The sequence below is a fragment of the Onishia taeanensis genome (genome assembly GCF_900100755.1).
Classification (GTDB): Bacteria; Pseudomonadota; Gammaproteobacteria; order Pseudomonadales; family Halomonadaceae; genus Onishia; species Onishia taeanensis.
Window position 1 is genome coordinate 350,450 of the sequence record NZ_FNCI01000004.1, and the last position, 20,978, is coordinate 371,427.

Below are 20,978 nucleotides of genomic sequence, written 5' to 3' on the forward strand. Positions count from 1 at the left end.
TGCACCCGTCGCGTATAAGGTATGTATAGGTTTCAAGCACAGTCATTGGCATCGGTACCTCTTCCGATGAAGACTCACGAGGCGACGACGTCCAACCACTACCCTACTGCTAGGCAAATAGCTCTGACCCTCTAGCCCCGACCAAGAGACGCCACCTTGCTGCGATTATCAATGCCAACGCTACTCCCTCGACGGTTGCCGCTCGCACGGACGACACGCCGCTCGCCCCTGGCGGCGTTGTGGCTCGCGCTTCTGTTGGCCTTGCTGCCCGCAGTAGCAAAGGCACAAGCATCTCCCAGCACGGTGATTGCCGCCCGTGCCGACACCCGCACCTGGTCGGAGCAGCTAGAAGCGCTGGGCACGCTGCGGGCGGATGAAAGCGTGACGCTTTCTGCGACCGTGACCGAGATCATCAGCGAGGTGAGCTTCGAGGATGGACAGCGGGTTAGCGCCGGCGACGAGCTGATCCGTCTGGAGGACAGCGAGGAGCAGGCGCAGTTGCGAGCCGCCCAGGCGCTGCGCGACGAGCGGCGCAATGCGCTGTCACGCGCCAGCCAGCTGCAATCTCGTAACTTGGCGCCCCGGGCCAACGTCGAGGACAGCCAGGCGCAGCTGAGGCAGGTCGAGGCACAGATCGATGAAATCGAGGCGCGGTTGGCGGCACACCGGCTGCGCGCGCCGTTCGATGGCGAGGTGGGCTTTCGCAATATCAGCGTCGGCAGTTTGGTCACACCCGGCATGGCCCTAGTGACGCTGGACAAACTCGATGTAGTGAAGCTCGATTTCCAGGTGCCTGAGAGTCGCATCAGCCTGTTGTCGAGGGGGCTACCGCTCACGGCGCATAGCCCGGCCTACCCCAACAAGCGCTTTCAGGGCCAGATCGAAAGCATCGGCACCCGCATCGACCCAGTCAGCCGCAGCGTCACGGTCCGCGCCAAGCTACCCAACGACGAGCGATGGCTGCGCCCCGGTATGCTGATGGAAATCACTCTGGACGGCGCATCACGCCAGGCGCTGGTGGTGCCTGAAGCCGCCCTGATTCCGGAAGGGCGCCGTCAGTCGCTGCTGGTGATCGATGAGGCCGAGATGACGGCGCACCTTCGTGATGTCAGCATCGGCGCCCGCCGCGCCGGACGTGTGGAAGTGCTGGACGGTCTGTCCGCCGGCGATCTGGTGGTGATTCATGGCAGCCAGTCCACCCGCGATGGGCAGGCCGTCGAGGTATTGGGCATCGTCGATGAGTCAACCAGCGTCGCGGAGATTCTCAGCCGCAGCCGACCAGCGGTGGCCGCGTCAGCCAAGGCGGATGACGCCTGATGCGCCTGTCCGATATTGCCGTCCAACGCCCGGTCTTGGCAAGCGTGCTGGCCGCCTTGATCGTGGCCTTCGGTCTGCTGGCGCTGGAGCGCTTGCCGCTCCAGGAATATCCGGCCATCGACCCGCCCATCGTCAGCGTCGACACCCGCTACCCGGGCGCCTCCTCAAGCGTCGTCGAGACCCGCATCACCCAGGTGCTCGAAGACCGTATCTCCGGCATCGAGGGCATTCAGACCATCAGCTCGTCGAGCAAGGATGGCGAATCCGAGATCACCGTCGAGTTCGGTCTCGACCAGGACATCGACGCCGCGGCCAACGACATGCGCGACCGCATATCGGGGGCCCGGGGCAACCTGCCGGATGAGGCCGAGCCTCCCGAGATCCAGAAAGCCGACAGCAGCTCGGAAGTGGTGGTGTGGCTGAGCCTGTCAGGGGAAGGCTATTCGATGACCGAACTCACCGACTACGCCAACCGCTACCTGGTCGACCGGCTGTCGGTGCAGCCCGGGGTCTCGCAGGTGCGCGTCGGCGGCGGGCGCGACTACGCCATGCGCATCTGGCTCGACCGCAATGCCCTGGCCGCCCGCCACCTGAGCGTTGGCGACGTCGAGGATGCCCTGCGCGAGGAAAACGTCGAACTGCCCGGCGGCGCCATCACCTCCGAGGATCGCCAGTTCGTGGTCCGCCTGCCGCGAAGCTTCGCCACCGCCGACGACTTCCAGGGGCTGGTGCTTGCCGAAGGCGACGATGGCGCCCTGGTGCGGCTTGGCGATGTTGCCAGGGTCGAGATCGGCGCCGTCGAGGAGCGCACCGTCTTTCGCGGCAACGGCGTGCCGATGGTCGGCCTTGGCATGATCAAACAGTCCACCGCCAATGTGCTGGATCTCGCCCAGGGCGTGCGCGCCGAAATGGAGCGCCTACAGAAGACGCTTCCAGAGGGGCTGAGCCTGCGCCTCAACTTCGATGCCTCGGTGTTCGTCTCCGGCGCCATCAGCCAGGTGGTGATGACGCTGTTCATCGCCATGGGCTTGGTGGTGGTGGTGATCTTTCTGTTTCTTGGCAACCTGCGCACCACGCTGATTCCTGCGGTCACGGTACCGATTGCGGTAATCGGCACCTTCATTGCCCTGGCAGTATTCGGCTTCACCATCAACCTGCTGACGCTACTGGCCCTGGTACTGGCCATCGGCCTGATCGTCGATGACGCCATCGTGGTGCTGGAGAACATTCATCGGCGCATGCAGCAATACGGTGAAACGCCGCTGGTGGCCGCCTTCCGCGGCAGCCGTCAGATCGCCTTCGCGGTGATCGCCACCACCCTGGTGCTGGTGGCGGTCTTCGTGCCGCTGAGCTTCCTTCAGGGCGACATCGGCCGGCTGTTCGGCGAATTTGCCCTGACGCTATCCGCTGCCGTGGCTATCTCGAGCCTACTGGCCCTGACCCTGACGCCGATGATGACCTCCAAGCTGCTCAGCCCCGGCATGCACGAGAGCCGCCTGGCCATCGGCGTCCAGCGCCTGCTCGAAGTCAGCCAGCATCTTTATCGCAGGGTGCTGATTCGTGTGCTCAAGATGCGCCTGCTGGTCGCCGCAGTGTTTCTGGCCATGCTGGGCGGCGCCGGCTGGCTCTCAGCGGAGCTTCCGCGCGAATACACCCCCAAGGAAGATCGCGGCAACTTCTTCCTGCTGGTCAACGGCCCGCCCGGCGCCAGCTACGATTACATGCTCGACTACATGAACGAGATCGAGACCCGGCTGCTACCGATGATCGAGGCCGGCGACGTCGACCGGGTGCTGATCCGGGCGCCACGGGGCTATGGCAACATCGAGACCTTCAACGACGGCTTTGCGATTATCGGCCTGCCCGACTGGGGCGAGCGGCGCTCGGCCTGGGCGATCATGGACGATGTTCGTAGCCGGCTCTCGGGCCTGCCCGGGGTGCGCACTTTCCCGGTGATGCGCCAGGGGTTCGGCGGCCGGGTGGAGAAACCCGTGCAGTTCGTGCTCGGCGGCGGCACCTATGAAGAACTCGCCGACTGGCGGGATCGTTTGATCGCGCATATCCGTACCGACAACCCCCGCCTGACCGGGCTGGACAGCGACTACGAGGAAACCCAGCCCCAACTGCGGGTCGATATCGACTACCCGCGAGCCGCCGAGCTCGGAGTCACCGTCAGCGAGATCGGTCGTACCCTCGAGACACTGCTTGGCGGGCGCAACGTCACCCGCTACGTCGATGACGGCGAGGAATACGAGGTGATATTGGAAGGCGAGCCCAGCGACACGCAAAGCCCGCGTTCGCTGGACAGTATTCAGGTGCGCTCGGCGCGCAGCGGCGAACTGATTCCCTTGGCAAGCCTGGTCACGCTGACCGACTTCGCCGGCCCGAGCACCCTAAACCGCTTCAACCGCATTCGCGCCATCACCCTCGAGGCCGACCTGGCCGAAGGCTATCCACTCGGCGAGGCCCTGGCCTATCTGCAAGAAAGCGTCGATCGACTTCTGCCCCCAGAAGCCCAGACCGACCTCAAGGGCGCCTCGCGGGACTTCATGGAAGCGAGCGGCGCTACCACCTTCCTGCTGCTGCTCGGGGTGCTGGTGGTGTTCCTGGTGCTGGCGGGTCAGTTCGAGAGCCTGGTGCACCCGCTGGTGATCATGCTCACCGTGCCGCTGGCGCTGTGCGGCGCCTTGCTGGGGCTCTATCTCGCCGGGCAGTCGCTGAATCTGTATAGCCAGGTGGGTCTCGTGATGCTGGTCGGGCTGGCCGCCAAGAACGGCATCCTGATCGTGGAGTTCGCCAACCAGCTACGCGATCGGGGCAGCGCCTTCCGTGATGCCCTGATCGAGGCCTCGGTGACCCGGCTGCGGCCGATTCTGATGACCGCCGTGACCACCATGGCCGGCGCCGTGCCATTGATACTGTCCACCGGCCCCGGCGCCGAAACCCGGCTGGTGATCGGCATCGTGATTCTCAGCGGCGTCGCCGCGGCGACCCTGTTCACCCTGTTCGTGGTGCCGGTGGCCTACGACCTGCTGGCCCGGAACACCGGCTCGCCGCAGGCGGTGGCCCAGCGCCTGGAGCGGGAAATGGAAAGCTGAACGCTGGCCAGAGCAGCGGCGTGGCGGCTGCTATGCTTCAGAACGAGATGACGCTTTCAGCAGCGTTGAGACGACACGCCTGATAGCCAGCCGCCGCCACCGGCCAAGAGGAATTACTGCCATGATCGAATTTCTGCCCTCCGGGGCCAACCATGTTGTCGCCCTGCGCGCCAGCGGGCGAGTGAACGCCGATGACCTGCAAGAAGCCATCGACGCCATCGAGGCCCTGAAGCAGACGCATCCCCGAATCAGCCTCTACACCGAGATCGACGAGATGCGCTGGATGACCCTGACCGCCATGCTGCGCGACCTGGGCTACGGTCTGACTCAGATCGGCGATATGGCCCATTACCATCGCGCGGCAGTGGTCACCGACCACGATTGGCTGCGCCCGCTGGCCGCGCTCGAGAACCATCTCTTCAAACCCTTCGAGGTGCGCATCTTCGACACCCACCACCGGGATGAGGCCAAGGAATGGGTTCGCGACCTGCCAGAGGCGCCCCAAGCGGCCGATGCCGACGAGGCAACGGCCGGTTAGCGGCTCATAGATTGATGGCAGCGGTCGCGGCTATTCAGCATTCGCCCATGCGCTGAGCCTCGATGGTGGTGTGCATCTTGAGTGCCCCCATCGGCGTGGTGGTGTCGATGTCCACGCTGCCTTCGGCGCTCTCACCGAGAAAACGCATGTTGCCATCGATGTTCGCCTCACCGCCGGAACCACGACACATCATGCGGTAATCCATGCGATCCCGGCCGATGGTCGATTCGATCACCTCGCAACCGTCCTGCTCCTGAATCATGGAGCGTTGGGCATCGGCGATGTCGGCTTCGGTCAGACATTCCTGGTGGGATTCCGTCTGATCGGGAATCGGCAGGTCGCCCTCGACATGGGTCATGCTGCTGAACGCCCACATCCCGGGTACCAGATTCGGCGCTTCCCCTTGCGCCATGGCCGGCAGGGGGAGCATCAGCAGGGCGGCAACAAAGAGCAAAACGATAGCGGGCATGTGGCACATCTCCGAGGGTGGCTGTTGGCTCCTCAAGCGTAGCTCAATACAGGCTCAACCCAAGCTAAGGCGAAGGACCAAAGGCATAAAACCAAGCCGCTGCTAATATGGTCCTTGGCATGAGGCATTGCGTCTTATCACCCGTCATGTTCCACCGCCTATCGTTGCCCTTCATTTAAGCTGCCAGGAATCCATATGAAGCTCGAAACCATCGCCCTGCACCACGGATACGAACCGGACAACCAGCATGCCGTGGCCGTGCCCATTCATCAGACCACCTCGTTTTCCTTCGACAGCGCTCAGCATGCCGCCGACCTGTTCGACCTCAAGGTCGAGGGCAACATCTATTCGCGGATCATGAACCCGACCTGCGCGGTCCTCGAGCAGCGCATCGCCGCCCTGGAAGGCGGGATCGCCGGCCTGGCGGTGGCTTCCGGCATGTCGGCGATCACCTATGCGATCCAGACCATTGCCGAAACGGGCGATAACATCGTCTCGATCAGCGAGCTGTATGGCGGCACCTACAACCTTTTTGCCCATACGCTGCCCCGCCAGGGCATTGAAGTTCGCTTCGCCCACAAGGACGACACGGCCGGCATCGCCGCCCTGATCGATGAACGCACCAAGGCCATCTTCTGCGAGAGCGTGGGTAACCCATCGGGTAGCGTGGTCGACATGCAGGCGCTGGCCGATGTGGCGCACCGCCACGGCGTGCCGCTGATCGTCGATAATACCGTCCCCACTCCGTTCCTGTGGCGCCCTATCGAGCACGGGGCGGATATCGTCATTCACTCGGCCACCAAGTACATCGGCGGGCATGGCACCACGGTGGGCGGTGTGATCGTCGATTCCGGCAAGTTCCCCTGGGCCGATCATCCCGAGCGTTTCGCGCTCTTGAACGAGCCGGATGTCTCCTACCACGGTGTCAGCTACACCCGCGACGTCGGCGACGCCGCCTTCATTGCCCGCGCCCGTGTCGTGCCGCTTCGCAACATGGGCGCCGCCCTCTCGGCTCAGGCCGCCTGGAACCTGCTGCAAGGGCTCGAGTCCCTGGCCCTGCGCATCGAGCGCATCTGCGACAACACCCTCGCGGTGGCCAAGCATCTGGAACAGCACCCGCAAGTCACCTGGGTGCAGTATGCGGGCCTCGAGAGCCACAAGGATCATGCCCTCGCCGAGCGCTACATGGGTGGCCGTGCCTCAGGCATCCTGAGTTTCGGTATCGAAGGCGGCCGCGAGGCCGGCGCCCGCTTCTACGATGCACTGCAACTGATCCTGCGCCTGGTGAATATCGGCGACGCCAAGACCTGCTCGTCGATTCCGGCCTCGACCACGCACCGCCAGCTCAACGAGGAGGAGCTCAAGGCCGCCGGCGTGACCGCGGACATGGTGCGTCTGTCGATCGGCATCGAACACGTCGACGACATCATCGCCGATATCGATCAGGCCCTGGCCGCCGCCAAGGGCTGAAAGGCCCCTTGGCTCACGCCCAGCGTCAATTCGGCCATCCAAAAGCACTCATCGATAAACCCAACCACAAAAAAGCCCCCTCGATGAGGGGGCCAAAAAGCAGAGCATTGGGGCTCGGCTGTCACACCAAACCTAACCAGGCCCGCGCCAATCAGGCGCGGCGATCGAAGCCGTTATCCAGAAACGGATAATCGGTATAGCCCTTCTCATCGCCACCATAGAAGGTCTCGGGATCCGGCTCGTTGAGCTCGGCGCCCAGGCGGAAGCGCTCGACCAGGTCCGGGTTGGCGATGTAGGAACGCCCGATCGCCACCGCATCGGCAATGCCGTCGCTGATGATCCGCTCGCCGCGTTCGGCGTCGTAGTGCCCGCAGAAGATCAGGCTGCCGGTAAAGCGGGCGCGCATCTCACGACGGAAATCATCACTGAACTTGATATCGCCGCCAGCCCAGTCGGGCTCGTTGACGTGCACATAGGCCAGGCCGCGCTTGGATAGCTGCTCCAGCAGGTAGAAGGTCATCGCCTCGGATTCGTCATCGGTCAGCCCAAAGAGCTCGATGAACGGCGTCAGGCGAATGCCGGTGCGTTGGGGCCCAAACACCTCGGCCACCGCATCGACTACCTCTAGCGGGAAGCGGGCACGGTTTTCCAGTGAGCCGCCGTACTGATCGGTGCGCTTATTGGTGCCGGTGGCCAGGAACTGGTTGAGCAGATAGGCGTTAGCGGCGTGCACCTCGATCATGTCGAAGCCTGCCCGCTTGGCGCGAATGGCCGCCTGGCGATAGTCATCGACGATGCCGGGAATTTCGTCGGTTTCCAGCGCCCGCGGGGTGCTGGTCTCGTGCCGGCCGGCGGTGCCGTCCTCGAACTCCACGAAGCACTGGGCGCCCTCGCCTTTCAGCGCGCTGGGCGCTACCGGCGCCTGGCCATCGGGCTGCACCATCTCATGGGATACGCGACCGACGTGCCACAGCTGCAGCGCCATACGCCCGCCCTTGGCATGAACGGCATCTACGACGCCCTTCCAGCCGGTTTCCTGCTCATCGGTCCAGATGCCCGGGGTATACACATAGCCGCGGGCCGTCGGGGAGATATTGGTCGCCTCGCTGATAATCAGCCCGGCGCCGGCGCGCTGGCCGTAGTAGGCTTCCTGCAGCTTGCCCGGCACGCTGTCCGGCGTGCGGGCACGGGTCAGGGGCGCCATCAGAATGCGGTTGGGTAGCGTCAGGCTACCCAGGCGGGTCGGTGTCAGCAGCGTATCGTGGGCCATTCGGCAACTCCCGTTACAATAGATTCAAGGCGTGATTCGCAAGATGCGATCTTCGCCTGCTTTGATTAGACCAGTTTACTAGCAAGCTGGGAGAGCTGACTACCCCACGCTAATTATTAGCCCATTAAGTAAAATCAATGACGGTCAGCGAGCCTTGCATGCCAACGATGTTGGCAGCGCCACAACCTGGCGGTGAGGTGAGGCGAGGCGAGAGTAGTACCGTGAGTAGTACCAAGAGCAGTGTTGAAAGGAGCGATGATGGAACTGGAATTCGACGACCCGCATGAGCAAGAGCGCTGGTATGCGGTGAATGACGGCGTGATGGGCGGCATCTCGCAAAGTGGGTTCAGCGTTTCGCAGGGCGAGGGGCGCTTTCATGGCGAGATATCGCTTGAGAACGGCGGTGGGTTTGCATCGGTCCGCCGCCAACCGGATGGTACTGAATCAGGCTTTGCCCAGGCCAAGGGCATCGCCATCACCGTGCGCGGCGATGGACGCAGCTATCAACTGCGCCTGAAAAGCGCAGCGCTTGGCGATTCCAGCGCTTATCGGGTGATCTTCACCCCGTCAACGGATGCCTGGCAGACGCTCACCTTCCCATGGGCGGCATTCGAGGCCGTGAGGCGCGGCACCGTGCTGAATGACGCCCCGCCCCTAGCGCCGGAAGACATTCACCAGATCGGCTTCCTGATTGCCGATCGCATCGCCGGGCCTTTCTGCCTACGGGTAAAACGGGTGGCCACGGTTGCCTCTGCGGCGTCGGCTGACGCCGAGCAGCCGAGATAGCTGCCGAGATAGCTGCCGAGACAGACGCGCAATGACAGGCGTTCAAGACCAGACGGGGAGCAGAGCAAGGAGGCGGCACGTCGCCCTGGGCAGCCCCCAGGGCGAGATTGGGGCGGGCGCTTAGCGGCTGACGGCCGCTACCAGGGCGTTAGCGAAGGTCTCGGTGGTACCGCTGCCGCCGAGATCCGGTGTGACTTCCTCACGAGAGCTCTCGAGCACCTCGCGGATGGCGGTACGAATCCGCGTGCCTTTATCGTTCATGTCCAGGTAGTCCAGCATTTCCGCTGCGGCCAGCAGCAGAGCGCAGGGATTGGCCACGCCCTTGCCGGCGATGTCCGGTGCCGAGCCGTGTACTGCCTCGAAGATCGCCGCCTGCTTGCCAATGTTGGCCCCCGGCGCCATGCCCAGGCCGCCGACCAGACCCGCGCACAGGTCAGAAAGAATATCGCCGAACAGGTTGGTGGTGACGATGACGTCGAACTGATGCGGATTCATCACCAGTTGCATGCAGGCATTGTCGACGATCATTTCCTGGAACTCGATCTCAGGAAAATCCTTGGCGACTTCTCGAGCAACATCGAGAAAGAGCCCGGAGCTGGACTTGATGATGTTGGCCTTGTGGACCGCCGTGACTTTCTTGCGCCCCTTGGCACGTGCAAGCTCAAAGGCATGACGCACGATGCGCTCGGAGCCCTTGCGGGTGGTCTTGATACTCGCGACCGCCGTCTCGCCGTCTTCGCTCAGGCTCTGGCCTTCGGCCATGTAGGCGCCTTCGGTATTCTCGCGCACGGTGATGAGATCGATGTCATCGTAGCGCGACCGCGTGCCCGGGAAGCTGATCGCCGGGCGCACATTGGCGTACAGGTCGAAATGGCGACGTAGCTGAACGTTGATGGACGAGAACCCCTTGCCTACCGGCGTGGTCAGCGGGCCTTTGAGGGCCAGGCCGTGCTTGGCGATGCTATCCAGCGATGCCTGGGGAATCAAGGTGCCGTGCTTCTCCAAGGCCCCCAGGCCCGCCTCGATCACGTCATACTCAAAGCCACAGTCCAGGGCATCGAGCACCTTGAGCGTGGCATCCATGATCTCAGGGCCAATACCATCTCCCTTGATGACGGCGATAGTCTGGGGCATAGCGAGTCTCCTTGGATGTGGGAACAATTGCTCAGCGTCGTCTTTATCCTAACGCCTGCAAGGGGCAAGAGAGTGTCAGAATGTGGCCCCCCTGACTAGGCACAACGTCTAAGAAGGACGTACATAACGCCAGTGTAGTACTAGTGCCACATGGGAAGAATCGACGTAGCCAGCCAAATAGCTAGCCTTTAAATAGCCCGCGGTTTTCTCGCAAATACCTATCGGGTTCATTGCGCTGCCAGGATCCAGCCCGCTGCCTTCTCGGCAATCATCAGGGTTGGCGAGTTGGTATTGCCACTGGTGATGGTCGGCATGATGCTGGCATCCACCACGCGCAGGCCGGTTACCCCCCGGACCCGAAGGTGAGAGTCCACCACCGCCATGGGGTCGTCATCGCGTCCCATCTTGGCGGTGCCTACCGGATGGAAGATGGTGGTGCCGATATCGCCGGCCAGCCGTGCCAGGTCGTCATCGCTCTGATACTCCACCCCCGGCTTGAACTCTTCGGGTTCGTACTTGGCGAAGGCCGGCTGAGCGGCGATATGGCGCGTGACCCGCAGCGAGTCGGCGGCGACCTGACGATCCTCCGGCGTGCTCAGGTAGTTGGGGGAGATGGCCGGCGCCTTACGCGGATCGCGACTCTTGATGCGCACCGTGCCCCGACTGGTCGGGTTGAGGTTGCACACGCTTGCCGTGATGGCCGGAAAATCATGCAGCGGCTGGCCGAACGCCTCGAGGCTCAACGGCTGGACGTGATACTCGAGATTGGGATGCTCGTAGTCCTTGGAGCTTCGGGTGAAGGCACACAGCTGGGACGGTGCCATGCTCATCGGCCCGGTGCGTTTCAGGGCGTATTCCAGTCCGATCTTCGCCTTACCAAATAGCGTGCTGGCCATGGTGTTGAGCGTCTTGGCACCCTTGACCTTGTAGACCGAACGAATCTGCAGGTGGTCCTGCAAGTTCTCGCCCACGCCGGGCAGGTCTGACACCACCGGAATGCCATGCTCGTCAAGCAGCGCCTTAGGACCTAGCCCTGAGATTTGCAGCAGCTGCGGCGAGCCGATGGCACCGGCGGAAAGCACCACCTCGCGACTTGCCGTCGCCACGACCCTTTCTCCCGCGCGCTCGGCCGTGACCCCACAACAGCGGGGCTCGCCGCCCTCGTCTGACGCGAAGTCGAGCCCCATCACCTGGGTGGAATGCCAGACCGTCAGGTTGCCGCGCCGCTCGACGCCCCGCAGGAAGGCCTTGGAGGTATTCCAGCGCCAGCCCGAGCGCTGGTTGACCTCGAAATAGTCCACCCCCTCGTTGTCGCCACGGTTGAAGTCGCGGGTGCGAGGGATGCCGGATTCCACCGCCGCAGTGGCGAAGTCATCCAGTACCTGCCAGCTCAGGCGCTGCTTCTCGATACGCCACTCGCCGCCATGGCCGTGGAAGTCACGGTGTTCAGCGTCGGCGTCGCCCCCTTCATCCAGGCGATGATGATCCTCGTGCTTCATGAAGTCGGGCAGGCAGTTCTCCCAGCGCCAGGCATCGTCGCCGGTCAGCTCGGCCCAGCCGTCATAGTCGCGGGACTGACCACGCAGATAGAGCATGCCATTGATGCTGGAGCAGCCACCGAGGGTCTTGCCGCGCGGATAGATCAGCGAGCGACCGTTCAAGCCCGGATCGGGCTCGGTACGGAATAGCCAGTCGGTCCGAGGGTTGTTGATGCAGTACAGGTAGCCCACCGGAATGTGGATCCAGTGATAGTTGTCTCGCCCGCCGGCCTCGATCAACAGCACCCGGTTGGCAGGGTCCGCACTGAGGCGATTGGCGAGCAGGCAGCCGGCGGTGCCGGCGCCCACCACGATATAGTCGAAGGCATGGGTGTTGGTGTTGTTGGTTTGATCAGCCATGGCGTGCTCTCGCTGGGTATGCCGGCCCGCTCTTGGGCGGTCTTCGTTCGGGGGATCACCCCGATCGGCCGGCATACCGGTCAGTCAGTGGAGGGAGGGATTATTTGGCCGTCGGCATGGCAAATTCGGCGCCTGCGTCGATGGAATCCGACCAACGCTGCATGATCGACTTCTGCTTGGTGTAGAAGCGCACACCTTCCTCGCCATAGGCATGGGTGTCGCCGAACATCGAACGCTTCCAGCCACCGAAGCCGTGCCAGGCCATCGGCACCGGGATCGGCACGTTGATGCCTACCATGCCGACCTGGATGCGCCGACCGAACTCGCGGGCCACGCTGCCGCTTTCGGTAAAGCAGCTGACGCCGTTGCCGAACTCGTGATCGTTGATCAGTTGAACCGCAGTGGCCACGTCCGGCACACGCACGCAGGCCAGTACCGGGCCGAAGATCTCTTCCCGGTAAATGGTCATCTCCGGGGTGACGTTGTCGAACAGGGTGCCGCCCATCCAGAAGCCGTCGGCGCAACCTTCACCGGTGGTGGATGAATCAAAATCGCGGCCATCGACGATCATGTCGGCGCCTTCGGCCACGCCCTTCTCGATGTAGCCATTGATGCGCTGATGCGCCTGGGCGGTGACGATGGGCCCCATCTCGGCATCGAGTTCCAGGCCATTCTTGACCTTCAGGTCGCGGGCTCGCTGGGCCAGTTGCGGCACGATCTTGTCGGCCACGTCGCCGACCAGTACCGCCACGCTGATCGCCATGCAGCGCTCGCCGGCGGAGCCATAGGCCGCGCCGATCAAAGCGTCGACGGCCTTGTCCAGGTTGGCATCCGGCATCACCACCATGTGGTTCTTGGCGCCCCCCAGCGCCTGGATGCGCTTGCCGTTACGCGCGCCCCGCTCGTAGATCAGGTTGGCGATGGGAGTGGAACCGACAAAAGACAGCGCCTTGACGTCAGGGTGGTCGATCAACGCTTCCACTGAGTCCTTGTCACCCTGCACCACGTTGAAGACGCCATCCGGCAGCCCGGCCCGCTTGAGCAGGTCGGCGATCATCAGCGAGGCGCTGGGGTCTAGCGGGCTCGGCTTGAGCACGAAGCTGTTGCCGGCGGCAATCGCTACCGGGAACATCCACATCGGCACCATTACCGGGAAGTTGAACGGCGTGATACCGGCGACCACGCCCAGCGGCTGGCGGGTCGTCCAGTTGTCGATACCGGTGCTGACCTGCTCGGTATAGTCGCCCTTGAGCAGTTGCGGAATGCCACAGGCGAACTCGACGATATCGATACCGCGCGCCACCTCGCCCTGAGCATCGGTAAACACCTTGCCATGTTCACGGGTGATCGCTGCGGCCAGCTCGTCCTTGTGCGCGTTCAGCAGCTCGAGGAACTTAAACATCACGCGCGCCCGGCGAATCGGCGGGGTATCGGCCCAGGAAGGGAAGGCTTCCTGAGCGGCCGCCACGGCACTATCCACGTCCGACTGAGTGGCCAGCGCGACCCGGCCCGTCACCTGGCCAGTAGCCGGGTTGGTGACGTCCTGGTAGCGATCAGCTACGCCTTTCGTCTTATGGCCATTGATATAATGCTCGATGCGCTCGGTGGTCATGTCTGCCTCTCGCCTCATATTGCGCTGCACACTGGATAGCCCATGCTGCGGGGCCTAGTAGGCACAAAACTAACTCAAGGCGGTGTGGAATCAATTGAGAAAGCCAAAAGCGAGATATAAGATTCACAAATATCTTGTCACTCGGCGCAGTGGCCGTTCCCAGGGAGGTAGTCATGCAAGATCTCAAGGCGCTGCGCGCCTTCGTGGCCGTGGCCCATCAGGGCAGCGTGTCGCGCGCCGCCGAGGAGCTGCACCTGACCCAGCCGGCCGTCAGCCTCAAGCTCAAGCAGTTGCAGGAAACCCTGGGCCTCAGGCTCTTCCAGCGCCACGCGCAGGGGCTCGCCCTGACCAGCGATGGCCACGCCCTGCTGCCGTCCGCCGAGGCCGCACTCGCGGGCTTGCAGGCCTTCAAGATCAGCGCCCAGTCGATGCACGAGACGCTGCGTGGCCGCCTGCGCATCGGCACCATCGTTGACCCGGAATTCATTCGCCTAGGCGCCTTGCTGCATCGATTGGTGCACCGGATCCCTCAGGTCGAGACGGAGTTGCACCACGGCACTAGCGGCTATGTGCTCGAATCACTGCTGAAACGCGAGCTGGATGTCGGCTTCTACCTGGAGTCGCCCGGCCAGATGCCGGAAACGGGGGAAGGAGCGCCGGTGGTGGAAATGGTTGAACTAACGCATTTCGACTATAACGTTATCGCCCCGACCGGCTGGTCATCACGCCTGGCACGCACCGACTGGGCCAGCCTGGCCGCCCTGCCCTGGATCGTTACCCCACCGCGCTCTGTTCACTACCGGCTGCTAACTCAACGGATGCTGGCACATGGCCTCACACCCAACCGCGTGGCCCAGGTCGATCAGGAACCCTGCATGATCGACCTGGTGCGAGCTGGCGTAGGCCTGGCTCTGGCCCGTGATGCCAATGCCCTGCAGGAGCGCCAGGAACGCGGCCTTGTGGTTGCCAAAGGCATCAGCCTGCCCTGTGCACTGAGCTTCGTATGGCTCAAGGAGCGACGCGACGAACCGGTCATCGCCGCCGTACGCGGTGTGTTGGAGGATATTTGGTCTTTGTAGACGACGATCATCACTGTACAGGCGGGGGTACCATGAAGGGGATGACGCCCTATGCCGTCTTCAAAAATGGGCTCCCCAAGACAACGAAGAAAGAGCCCAAGAAAACGGCAGAAATTACTACTTAACTATAGGAGTCATACGGAAGCATGTGTAAGGTAATAACCATCACTGCACAAACTGATTATATACTCTTCAGGCCATCAGCCATATCAGAGTCAGTTCTAAGCGCTTTTTCTAACAAATCGAATTTTGGCTTACCATTGACCAACAGGCAACTTTTACTTGTCACCCTTATAGCTTCTAGGCTTGAAAAATTAAAATCAGTCTCTGTCGGACAAACCAGCCTAGTCCCCCCCATATCTAGCAGCACTTTACCTCTCAACCAGCGCCCTTCCGCAACACTATCGAAGTAAGAAAGCTTCACTTCACTTTCTCTGAGACCGATCAATCCAGCAGTCCGGTAGAGTATATACTGCCCCGACACCGGATAAATGGCCACACATACTGTAGTAACAAAAAATATGCTTGCAACAACTAATGCCAGACGAAACTTTCTCCCCTGATCACTCACCAATACCCATACCATACCAGGAGCCAAAGTAGCCAACCCAACCACCAACAGCCTTAATAAAAATCCCCACCCTATATCATCTTCACCTTCTACCAGATGAAACTTTGTCACCACATATATAGTCACAAAGCTTACAAGCCAAACCAACCACATTATAAAACTGGAGAAGAAAACTTCAATTCTACTTAAACCACAGCCTTCCAGGAAGAAATTGTCTCTGCACGAGTGCGTTTGCCAGTAAACAATCACCAAATTGATAATGTAAGAAACTAAACCTCCCGCCAGGAACATAAGTCCAGACCCATCCATAACAAAAAAAGATAAAAAGAGGGAAAGGCACTGAAAAACAAAATTAAAAGACCCTAAGATAACACACCACAAAAAAAGCCTCTTCCTATTCAAACCTTCCAACTTCCAAGGCTTATCAGTGAAAAAAACCTCAAATAAACCAAGAAAATATGATGGCATGACCATCGAAAGCACAAAAACAAAAACCCACAAAAAACCCAGCGAGATAACAGACAGAACAGATAGGCCATTTGACAAAATCGCCATAAAGACATCCTCACGGCCAATCACTGTTAGATACAAATAAACATAAAAACCTCCAGATATAACTGCAAGTGCACTTACAGATGCAAAAAGACTAGATAAATTACCCATATCCCAAATCTTACAAGATGCACTATCTTGCCCAAACTCACCATTACTCATACAAACCCCACCTACAATATAATAAAAGCTCTTATAAGGCCACAATTCACTAGCTATGCAAACATCCTGATTAAATGAGAATAATCATCTAAATAAAAAGGTATCAACTGGAACAATTCGCCTCTTTATCTTCCCATTCTAAACTGCCCCACCATACTACTTTTCGGACCCAAGTGCCCCGCCCAAAGTGATGCCTACTCATACCATAACGGTTCTTTACTGCGACTGCGCTTTTACATTCGAAGGCCTACGCATAATATCTGCAAAAAAACCTAAGCTATACGACCCGCATTGAATGGGGGAGCATCATGCCCCCTTTGATATTGCCCGACAGCCCAAAGTTTACTGGAGGGCGGCAGTTGCAATGCGAACGATCCCGCATTTCGTAAGGCCAAGGCCAACCTAAGCAGTGTTGTGTCGTTAGCCGGCTCGCTCTGACTTGGGTAGTCGTTGCCCTGTAGTTTAGAACATGTTCGCACTGGCCAATGCTAAATCAGCTCGGCATGCAAATGATAAATAAAGTAGCTGACCTTTTCACGGTGGTTTAGGTAGGGATCGAGTCAAGGCGTCAGGCGTTTAAGTGTCCTGAGCCAGCGGCATCTCGGAAGTATCTACTTGGCCACGCCGCTAGCCCACAGCCGGGCTTGCCGTACGGCCGCTCGCTCCATATCCCCGCCAGCCAGATCGGCTCGCGATCCTCGCGGCATAGGAGGTGCGGCTGCTTCCTGCCGTCCACCGGCAGCCACTAGTACCAGCCATCTGCCGGCACCAGGCAGCGGTGATGGGCGAACGACCCGCGGAAATAGTTGGAAGTGGCCACCTTCTCGACGGTGGCGTTGATGGGCTCGGGAGACTTCTCCTTCGCCCAGTGTGGCCGGAAGCCCCACCACACCTCGTCCATCACCAGCGGCGCGTCATCGCTGGGATAGCGCACCGCGGTGATCCAGGTGCCCGGCGCCACGTTGTAGCGCGGTGTCAGCTCCCGAGCCTCCAGCGATAGACGCCAGGCCTGGGAAAGCTTGGGATATGGGCTATAGAGAGCGAAGCGGCCGCACATTGGTCAACCTATGGAAAATACCAGTCTTCCACATCACCAGATTCATCGAATACTACAAGAGCAGCATCTAAACCAGTTGCTAAGACCTCAGCCCTTGTCACAACTTCGCTTTTTTCTCTTCCAGTAGCCTTTGCCCGATCAAGATTAGAGCTCAAATAAGCTTTCCAGTGCCCTCGAACCTTCTTGACAAGATAAAACGGAAAATCCTCTTCACCAAGCCTTTTACTCCGATCACCAGAAAGATAGTCCTGATCAATCTGAGAAATCTTACTTACACACCTCCCTACTACTATATCAATCGATATGGCTATAGAAATCGCTTCTCCGACATAGTTTTCCAAATCAGAATATGGTGTGTCAGCTTGAGCCACGTGGGCAGCTTTATGCCTCCTATTAGAGGCATTTTGATAAGAATTACTCAAGGGCAGCGAAACCAAGCCTATAACTTGAGCAATCGAAGTCATAACTTCCCAAGGATTTTTTACATGAAAGCAGTTTAATGCTTCCTTTACATCAGTACCCGAAACATTGCTTTTACCAAAGCCGAACGCGTATCCTGTCAATTTAAAGCCACGCTCATTAGATGTGGAAGCAATTTTTTCTGCCTCTGACTGGATAAAGTCCAGCTTGTCAGAATGTTCCAAGTGCTTTCTTATGCTAATCTGATGCTCTATGCTACTTACCGCCTCATATGTAACGGCTTTCTGAATTTTTTCAGGAAGCTCGTCAAAAGTCACTCTTGTTTGAGCAATCTCTTCAAAGGCAACAGAGAAACGATTCTTTATAAAATCTTCAAGAGCAGTAAAGCCTACCACTGCCAAACCATTACGAAGAAGTTTGGACGAACCATTGGATGGAAGACTAACTGTAGAAACAGGATCGAGACTCAGCGCCTGCTTAAAATTATTAAAATGGGAGATAAAATCTCTGCGAAACTGGACAGCCATAAAAATCCCTCAGGCTATCGCTTTAAGCATTTTATACATACTATTAATGCGAGTCACAATACTAGAGGGAGTGTTTGTGGCTTGCGACACAGACTTAACAAAAGAACTTTCTTTATAAAGCTCTTCAACCCCCTTCACAGCTTGGGCCTTATTTTTTATAGCACTTTCTCGCTCGTCACGCGTAAGCATTGACACCGCCACCATTTCAGCATCGTATAAAGGTGATATTAACTGTGAACGCCACTGACCTCCACCCAGAGGTTTTAAAAAGACTTTATCTTCCCAAATATCCTTACATACTTTTATGGACTCGTTGAAATCACTCTCCATTTCCTGCAATCTCTTACTATCAGGATTCCTGTTCTCCTTCATAAATTCATCCATCTCTTTAGAAAGAGACCCTGACATTTTCTCCCAATTATTCTTTAGAGTAAAAAACCTCAAGACATGCTCAATGTCGTCCATATTCTTATATGCAGAAGAACTCTTGACATGTGTTTTTAGACCTTCCACCAAAACATCATTTTCTGAAAGGAAAAACAACAGGTCATTAAACTTCCCAGAATAAGCTACATTCCTGATTTCTTGGGGGTTCAATCTTTCCCCCCAAGTATTAAGCCTTAAAAAAACCTCGAATTTTAATTCAGGGTCAGACTGTCTGAGCAAAGTAATTGCTCTGATATATGGGCGAATAGAAAGGGCATTCTGCACAGCTGATGGCAAATCATCAAAAGAAAGACCATTCAGCTCTTTTATTGTTTCCAACCCTGCAAGCTTAAAATCCCCAGAGATAAATCTTTTAATGGCAGTAATGCGCTGCTTTCCATCGATCACACTATATCTACCAAACTCATCCTCCGATAGATAGACCGGAGGAACAGGAACATTCATTATGAATGACTCAATGAGTCTTGATTGCTTTTCATCTCCCCATCTATCTCTTCTCTGATATGAAGGAGCTAAATTTATAGATCCCTTTTCAGCCATATCCTTGATCAAGGAAAGGGAAAAATCTGACTGCTGAATAACAAGACTTTCCTGCGCATCTAAAAACTTTTTTTCTACAGCTTTTTTCGACATAACCCAAAATCCATCTAAAAAATCACAAGGGAAGGCTGGGATTTACAAAACCCGCCCAATCCGAATCCCGCACCGCCCCAGGATCTCCACGTCCTTCATGTCCTGCGGCTTGATCAATTCCTTCTCATAGCGCGGGTTGTCGCTGATCAGCAGCCAGGCACCGCCGGCGACTCGCTGCACCCGCTTGATGCGCCGCTCGCCGTGCACTAGCAGCAAGCCCCCTCGGAGTGCAGAAGTTCTTGGCAAGCCTGACGCTCTAGGGACTTGCCTTCCTGCATCGTGGATGCATTTGAAGAAAAATCTGGCATCACCAATTCCCGGGCCTAGTCGTTCTCATAACACTTATGATCGACACTACCTAAGAGATATACGGCTGTCATGTCAGAATTAGCGATAACCAACCAAGGTCGGTGGCAACAACCAGGAGAAAAAGAAGGCGTGAGTGTAGCAGAGGGTCATGCGGCCCAGCGTTATGAGCGGAAGCTAGGCTAGAGATATGGACTCAAGAGAAACACAAAAAGAAAAAGCCGCTGAAATCAGCGGCTTTTTCGATATTCGGTGGCGGAGGGGGAGGGATTCGAATCCTCCATTAGCACCAATCCACACGATAACCCACTGATTCCAAACAGTCCACGTCCCTGGCGTCGGGGATTTCTGTTCCCGGCGCGTTCCCATGAGTACACAGAGAATGCCGCGCGACGTGCGTGTGCGGGCGCATGTGTGAGGGGTATCTCAGAATCCGTGGGGGGCTCGGAAAAAGGTAACAAAGGTAACGGCTTTCAAAATTCAGGCTTAACCAATTGATATATAAGGGTTTAATACAGTCGTTCAAAAGGTAACAAAAAGGTGACGAAAAGGTGATGCGTTACCTTTTTGAATGGTATTTTTCTCTATTTCTAATACCTATATAAATCAGCAACTTATTGAAGCGTTACCTTTTGCGTTACCTTTTGCGACCTTTTTGAGGTTACAGGATTCTCCTTTTTAAACAGCAAGATAGCCATCCCAAACAGCGCCTGTGACCGATGTTACCTTTTTCCGAGCCCCCCCCAGGCTCTCAGAATCAGGCACGCTATCAGCAGCCTGCTCGTCAGCACTAAATTCCGCATAGATCCGCATAATTCCCACCTACCTCATCACCTACCCGCAGCCCAACAACGGCGCGGCCTGGAGCCCGGGTGCATGGGTGCATAAAAACCGACACGTTTAGCGCGCAGGCGGGGCGGGGTGTCGACGGCGCGCGGCGGGGCGCCGCTGGGGTGGGCCGGTGGCAGCCGCTGGTAGCGCTCAGCGTTCGCGAGCGGAGAACGCGAGGTCGTGATCGGCCAGCGAGCCGCGCCGCTCAGGCGAGCGCACAGCGAGATTGATGCACTACGAGGAACGAATGCGTCTCACTAGATATTGGTCGCGTGAGCACGAAAAAGCCGCCCGGTTGGGCGGCTGGTTATGAGGTTGGCGAGATCGGCGCGTGTGACGACGAGCGCTGGCAGGCGCGCCTAGCGGCTGGGATCGAGTGCCGGGCCGCTGTCGCCGTCGAGCGAGTAGCGGTCGAACCTGACGATCTCTTCCCCCGCCCATTCATTGATTTCCATCATGGTGGCCTGGATTGGTTCGAGCTCGTTGGCGACGTACACCCGGGCGGCCTTCTCGACGTCGCCGAATCCTCCGGTATTCTGGGGGATGATACCCATCAACTGAGGCGGGGTCCGGTGGCCGGCCAGCTGGTCGTCCCGCGTGATGTTTTTGATGTTCCAGAACTCGTCCTTCGCCGCGACCTCGCTCACCGGAATGATCTGCACGCCGTCTTTCTTGCCACTCGGAGAGTAGAGGAAGAGGTTGCGGAAATTCCCAGGACCTTTGCTGTCTTTCAGGGCCTGCCGCATCGCGTCGATGTCCTTCTGGTCATGGGCCGGGTCGTTGACGTACATGATGAAGCCG

At 58.6% G+C, this 20,978-nt stretch carries 16 protein-coding genes and 1 pseudogene; 6 read left to right on the forward strand and 11 right to left on the reverse strand.

What is annotated here, in order from left to right; translation table 11 throughout:
* Positions 1-171 precede the first annotated feature (171 nt).
* The 3 genes from BLR71_RS08515 (at position 172) to BLR71_RS08525 (ending at position 4,953) form a co-directional block, all read left to right on the forward strand.
* The gene (locus tag BLR71_RS08515) at positions 172-1,317 is read left to right on the forward strand and encodes an efflux RND transporter periplasmic adaptor subunit (protein ID WP_092525041.1); all 1,146 of its coding nucleotides are present in this window, start codon (positions 172-174) and stop codon (positions 1,315-1,317) included.
* Complete coding sequence (locus tag BLR71_RS08520) at positions 1,317-4,415, forward strand: efflux RND transporter permease subunit (RefSeq protein WP_092525043.1); 3,099 nt, start codon at positions 1,317-1,319, stop codon at positions 4,413-4,415. The genes BLR71_RS08515 and BLR71_RS08520 overlap by 1 nt, the downstream gene beginning before the upstream one ends.
* A 121-nt stretch (positions 4,416-4,536) precedes the next feature.
* A complete protein-coding gene (locus BLR71_RS08525) occupies positions 4,537-4,953 on the forward strand; it encodes a SpoIIAA family protein (RefSeq protein WP_092525045.1) in 417 nt (138 codons plus the stop codon).
* Positions 4,954-4,987: 34 nt separating this feature from the next.
* Here BLR71_RS08525 and BLR71_RS08530 read toward each other — a convergent pair whose 3' ends face one another.
* Entirely contained in the window at positions 4,988-5,422 is a 435-nt protein-coding gene (locus BLR71_RS08530) for a DUF3617 domain-containing protein (RefSeq protein WP_092525047.1), read from the reverse strand.
* A gap of 195 nt (positions 5,423-5,617) precedes the next feature.
* On the opposite strand from BLR71_RS08530, the gene BLR71_RS08535 reads away from it, so the two are divergent.
* Entirely contained in the window at positions 5,618-6,892 is a 1,275-nt protein-coding gene (locus BLR71_RS08535) for an O-acetylhomoserine aminocarboxypropyltransferase/cysteine synthase family protein (protein ID WP_092525049.1), read from the forward strand.
* A 151-nt stretch (positions 6,893-7,043) separates the two neighbouring features.
* Here BLR71_RS08535 and BLR71_RS08540 read toward each other — a convergent pair whose 3' ends face one another.
* Positions 7,044-8,162, reverse strand: a complete 1,119-nt coding sequence (locus tag BLR71_RS08540) for an alkene reductase (RefSeq protein ID WP_092525051.1) — start codon at positions 8,160-8,162, stop codon at positions 7,044-7,046.
* Positions 8,163-8,420: 258 nt separating this feature from the next.
* Here BLR71_RS08540 and BLR71_RS08545 point away from each other — a divergent pair, with 258 nt between their 5' ends.
* Entirely contained in the window at positions 8,421-8,948 is a 528-nt protein-coding gene (locus tag BLR71_RS08545) for a CIA30 family protein (RefSeq protein ID WP_092525053.1), read from the forward strand.
* 120 nt (positions 8,949-9,068) lie between these two features.
* Here BLR71_RS08545 and BLR71_RS08550 read toward each other — a convergent pair whose 3' ends face one another.
* The 3 genes from BLR71_RS08550 to BLR71_RS08560 form a co-directional block, all read right to left on the reverse strand.
* Positions 9,069-10,082: an isocitrate dehydrogenase gene (locus tag BLR71_RS08550; protein ID WP_092525055.1), complete on the reverse strand. Its 1,014-nt coding sequence runs from the start codon at positions 10,080-10,082 to the stop codon at positions 9,069-9,071.
* 227 nt (positions 10,083-10,309) lie between these two features.
* Complete coding sequence (locus BLR71_RS08555; RefSeq protein WP_092525057.1) at positions 10,310-11,980, reverse strand: GMC family oxidoreductase; 1,671 nt, start codon at positions 11,978-11,980, stop codon at positions 10,310-10,312.
* Between the two features lie 100 nt (positions 11,981-12,080).
* On the reverse strand, positions 12,081-13,592 hold the full coding sequence (locus BLR71_RS08560; protein ID WP_092525059.1) for a CoA-acylating methylmalonate-semialdehyde dehydrogenase: 1,512 nt from the start codon (positions 13,590-13,592) through the stop codon (positions 12,081-12,083).
* Between the two features lie 173 nt (positions 13,593-13,765).
* Between BLR71_RS08560 and BLR71_RS08565 the strand changes: the two genes are divergently transcribed.
* The gene (locus BLR71_RS08565; RefSeq protein ID WP_092525061.1) at positions 13,766-14,671 is read left to right on the forward strand and encodes a LysR family transcriptional regulator; all 906 of its coding nucleotides are present in this window, start codon (positions 13,766-13,768) and stop codon (positions 14,669-14,671) included.
* A 181-nt stretch (positions 14,672-14,852) separates the two neighbouring features.
* Here the strand turns inward: BLR71_RS08565 and BLR71_RS08570 are convergent, their stop codons facing one another.
* The 6 genes and pseudogenes from BLR71_RS08570 to BLR71_RS08585 form a co-directional block, all read right to left on the reverse strand.
* On the reverse strand, positions 14,853-15,956 hold the full coding sequence (locus BLR71_RS08570) for a hypothetical protein (RefSeq protein WP_139172574.1): 1,104 nt from the start codon (positions 15,954-15,956) through the stop codon (positions 14,853-14,855).
* A 745-nt stretch (positions 15,957-16,701) separates the two neighbouring features.
* On the reverse strand, positions 16,702-17,013 hold the full coding sequence (locus BLR71_RS17900) for an SOS response-associated peptidase family protein (protein ID WP_245696382.1): 312 nt from the start codon (positions 17,011-17,013) through the stop codon (positions 16,702-16,704).
* An 8-nt stretch (positions 17,014-17,021) separates the two neighbouring features.
* Positions 17,022-17,960 (reverse strand): HEPN domain-containing protein, encoded by a 939-nt coding sequence (locus BLR71_RS17410; RefSeq protein ID WP_139172576.1) that lies wholly within the window; start codon positions 17,958-17,960, stop codon positions 17,022-17,024.
* A gap of 9 nt (positions 17,961-17,969) precedes the next feature.
* Positions 17,970-19,040, reverse strand: coding sequence for a DUF262 domain-containing protein (locus BLR71_RS08580; protein WP_092525065.1), 1,071 nt, complete (start codon positions 19,038-19,040; stop codon positions 17,970-17,972).
* Between the two features lie 42 nt (positions 19,041-19,082).
* On the reverse strand, positions 19,083-19,247 hold the full coding sequence (locus tag BLR71_RS17415) for a S24 family peptidase (RefSeq protein WP_245696386.1): 165 nt from the start codon (positions 19,245-19,247) through the stop codon (positions 19,083-19,085).
* 1,289 nt (positions 19,248-20,536) lie between these two features.
* Positions 20,537-20,978 (reverse strand): annotated as a pseudogene (locus BLR71_RS08585) (phage portal protein); the annotation flags it as partial.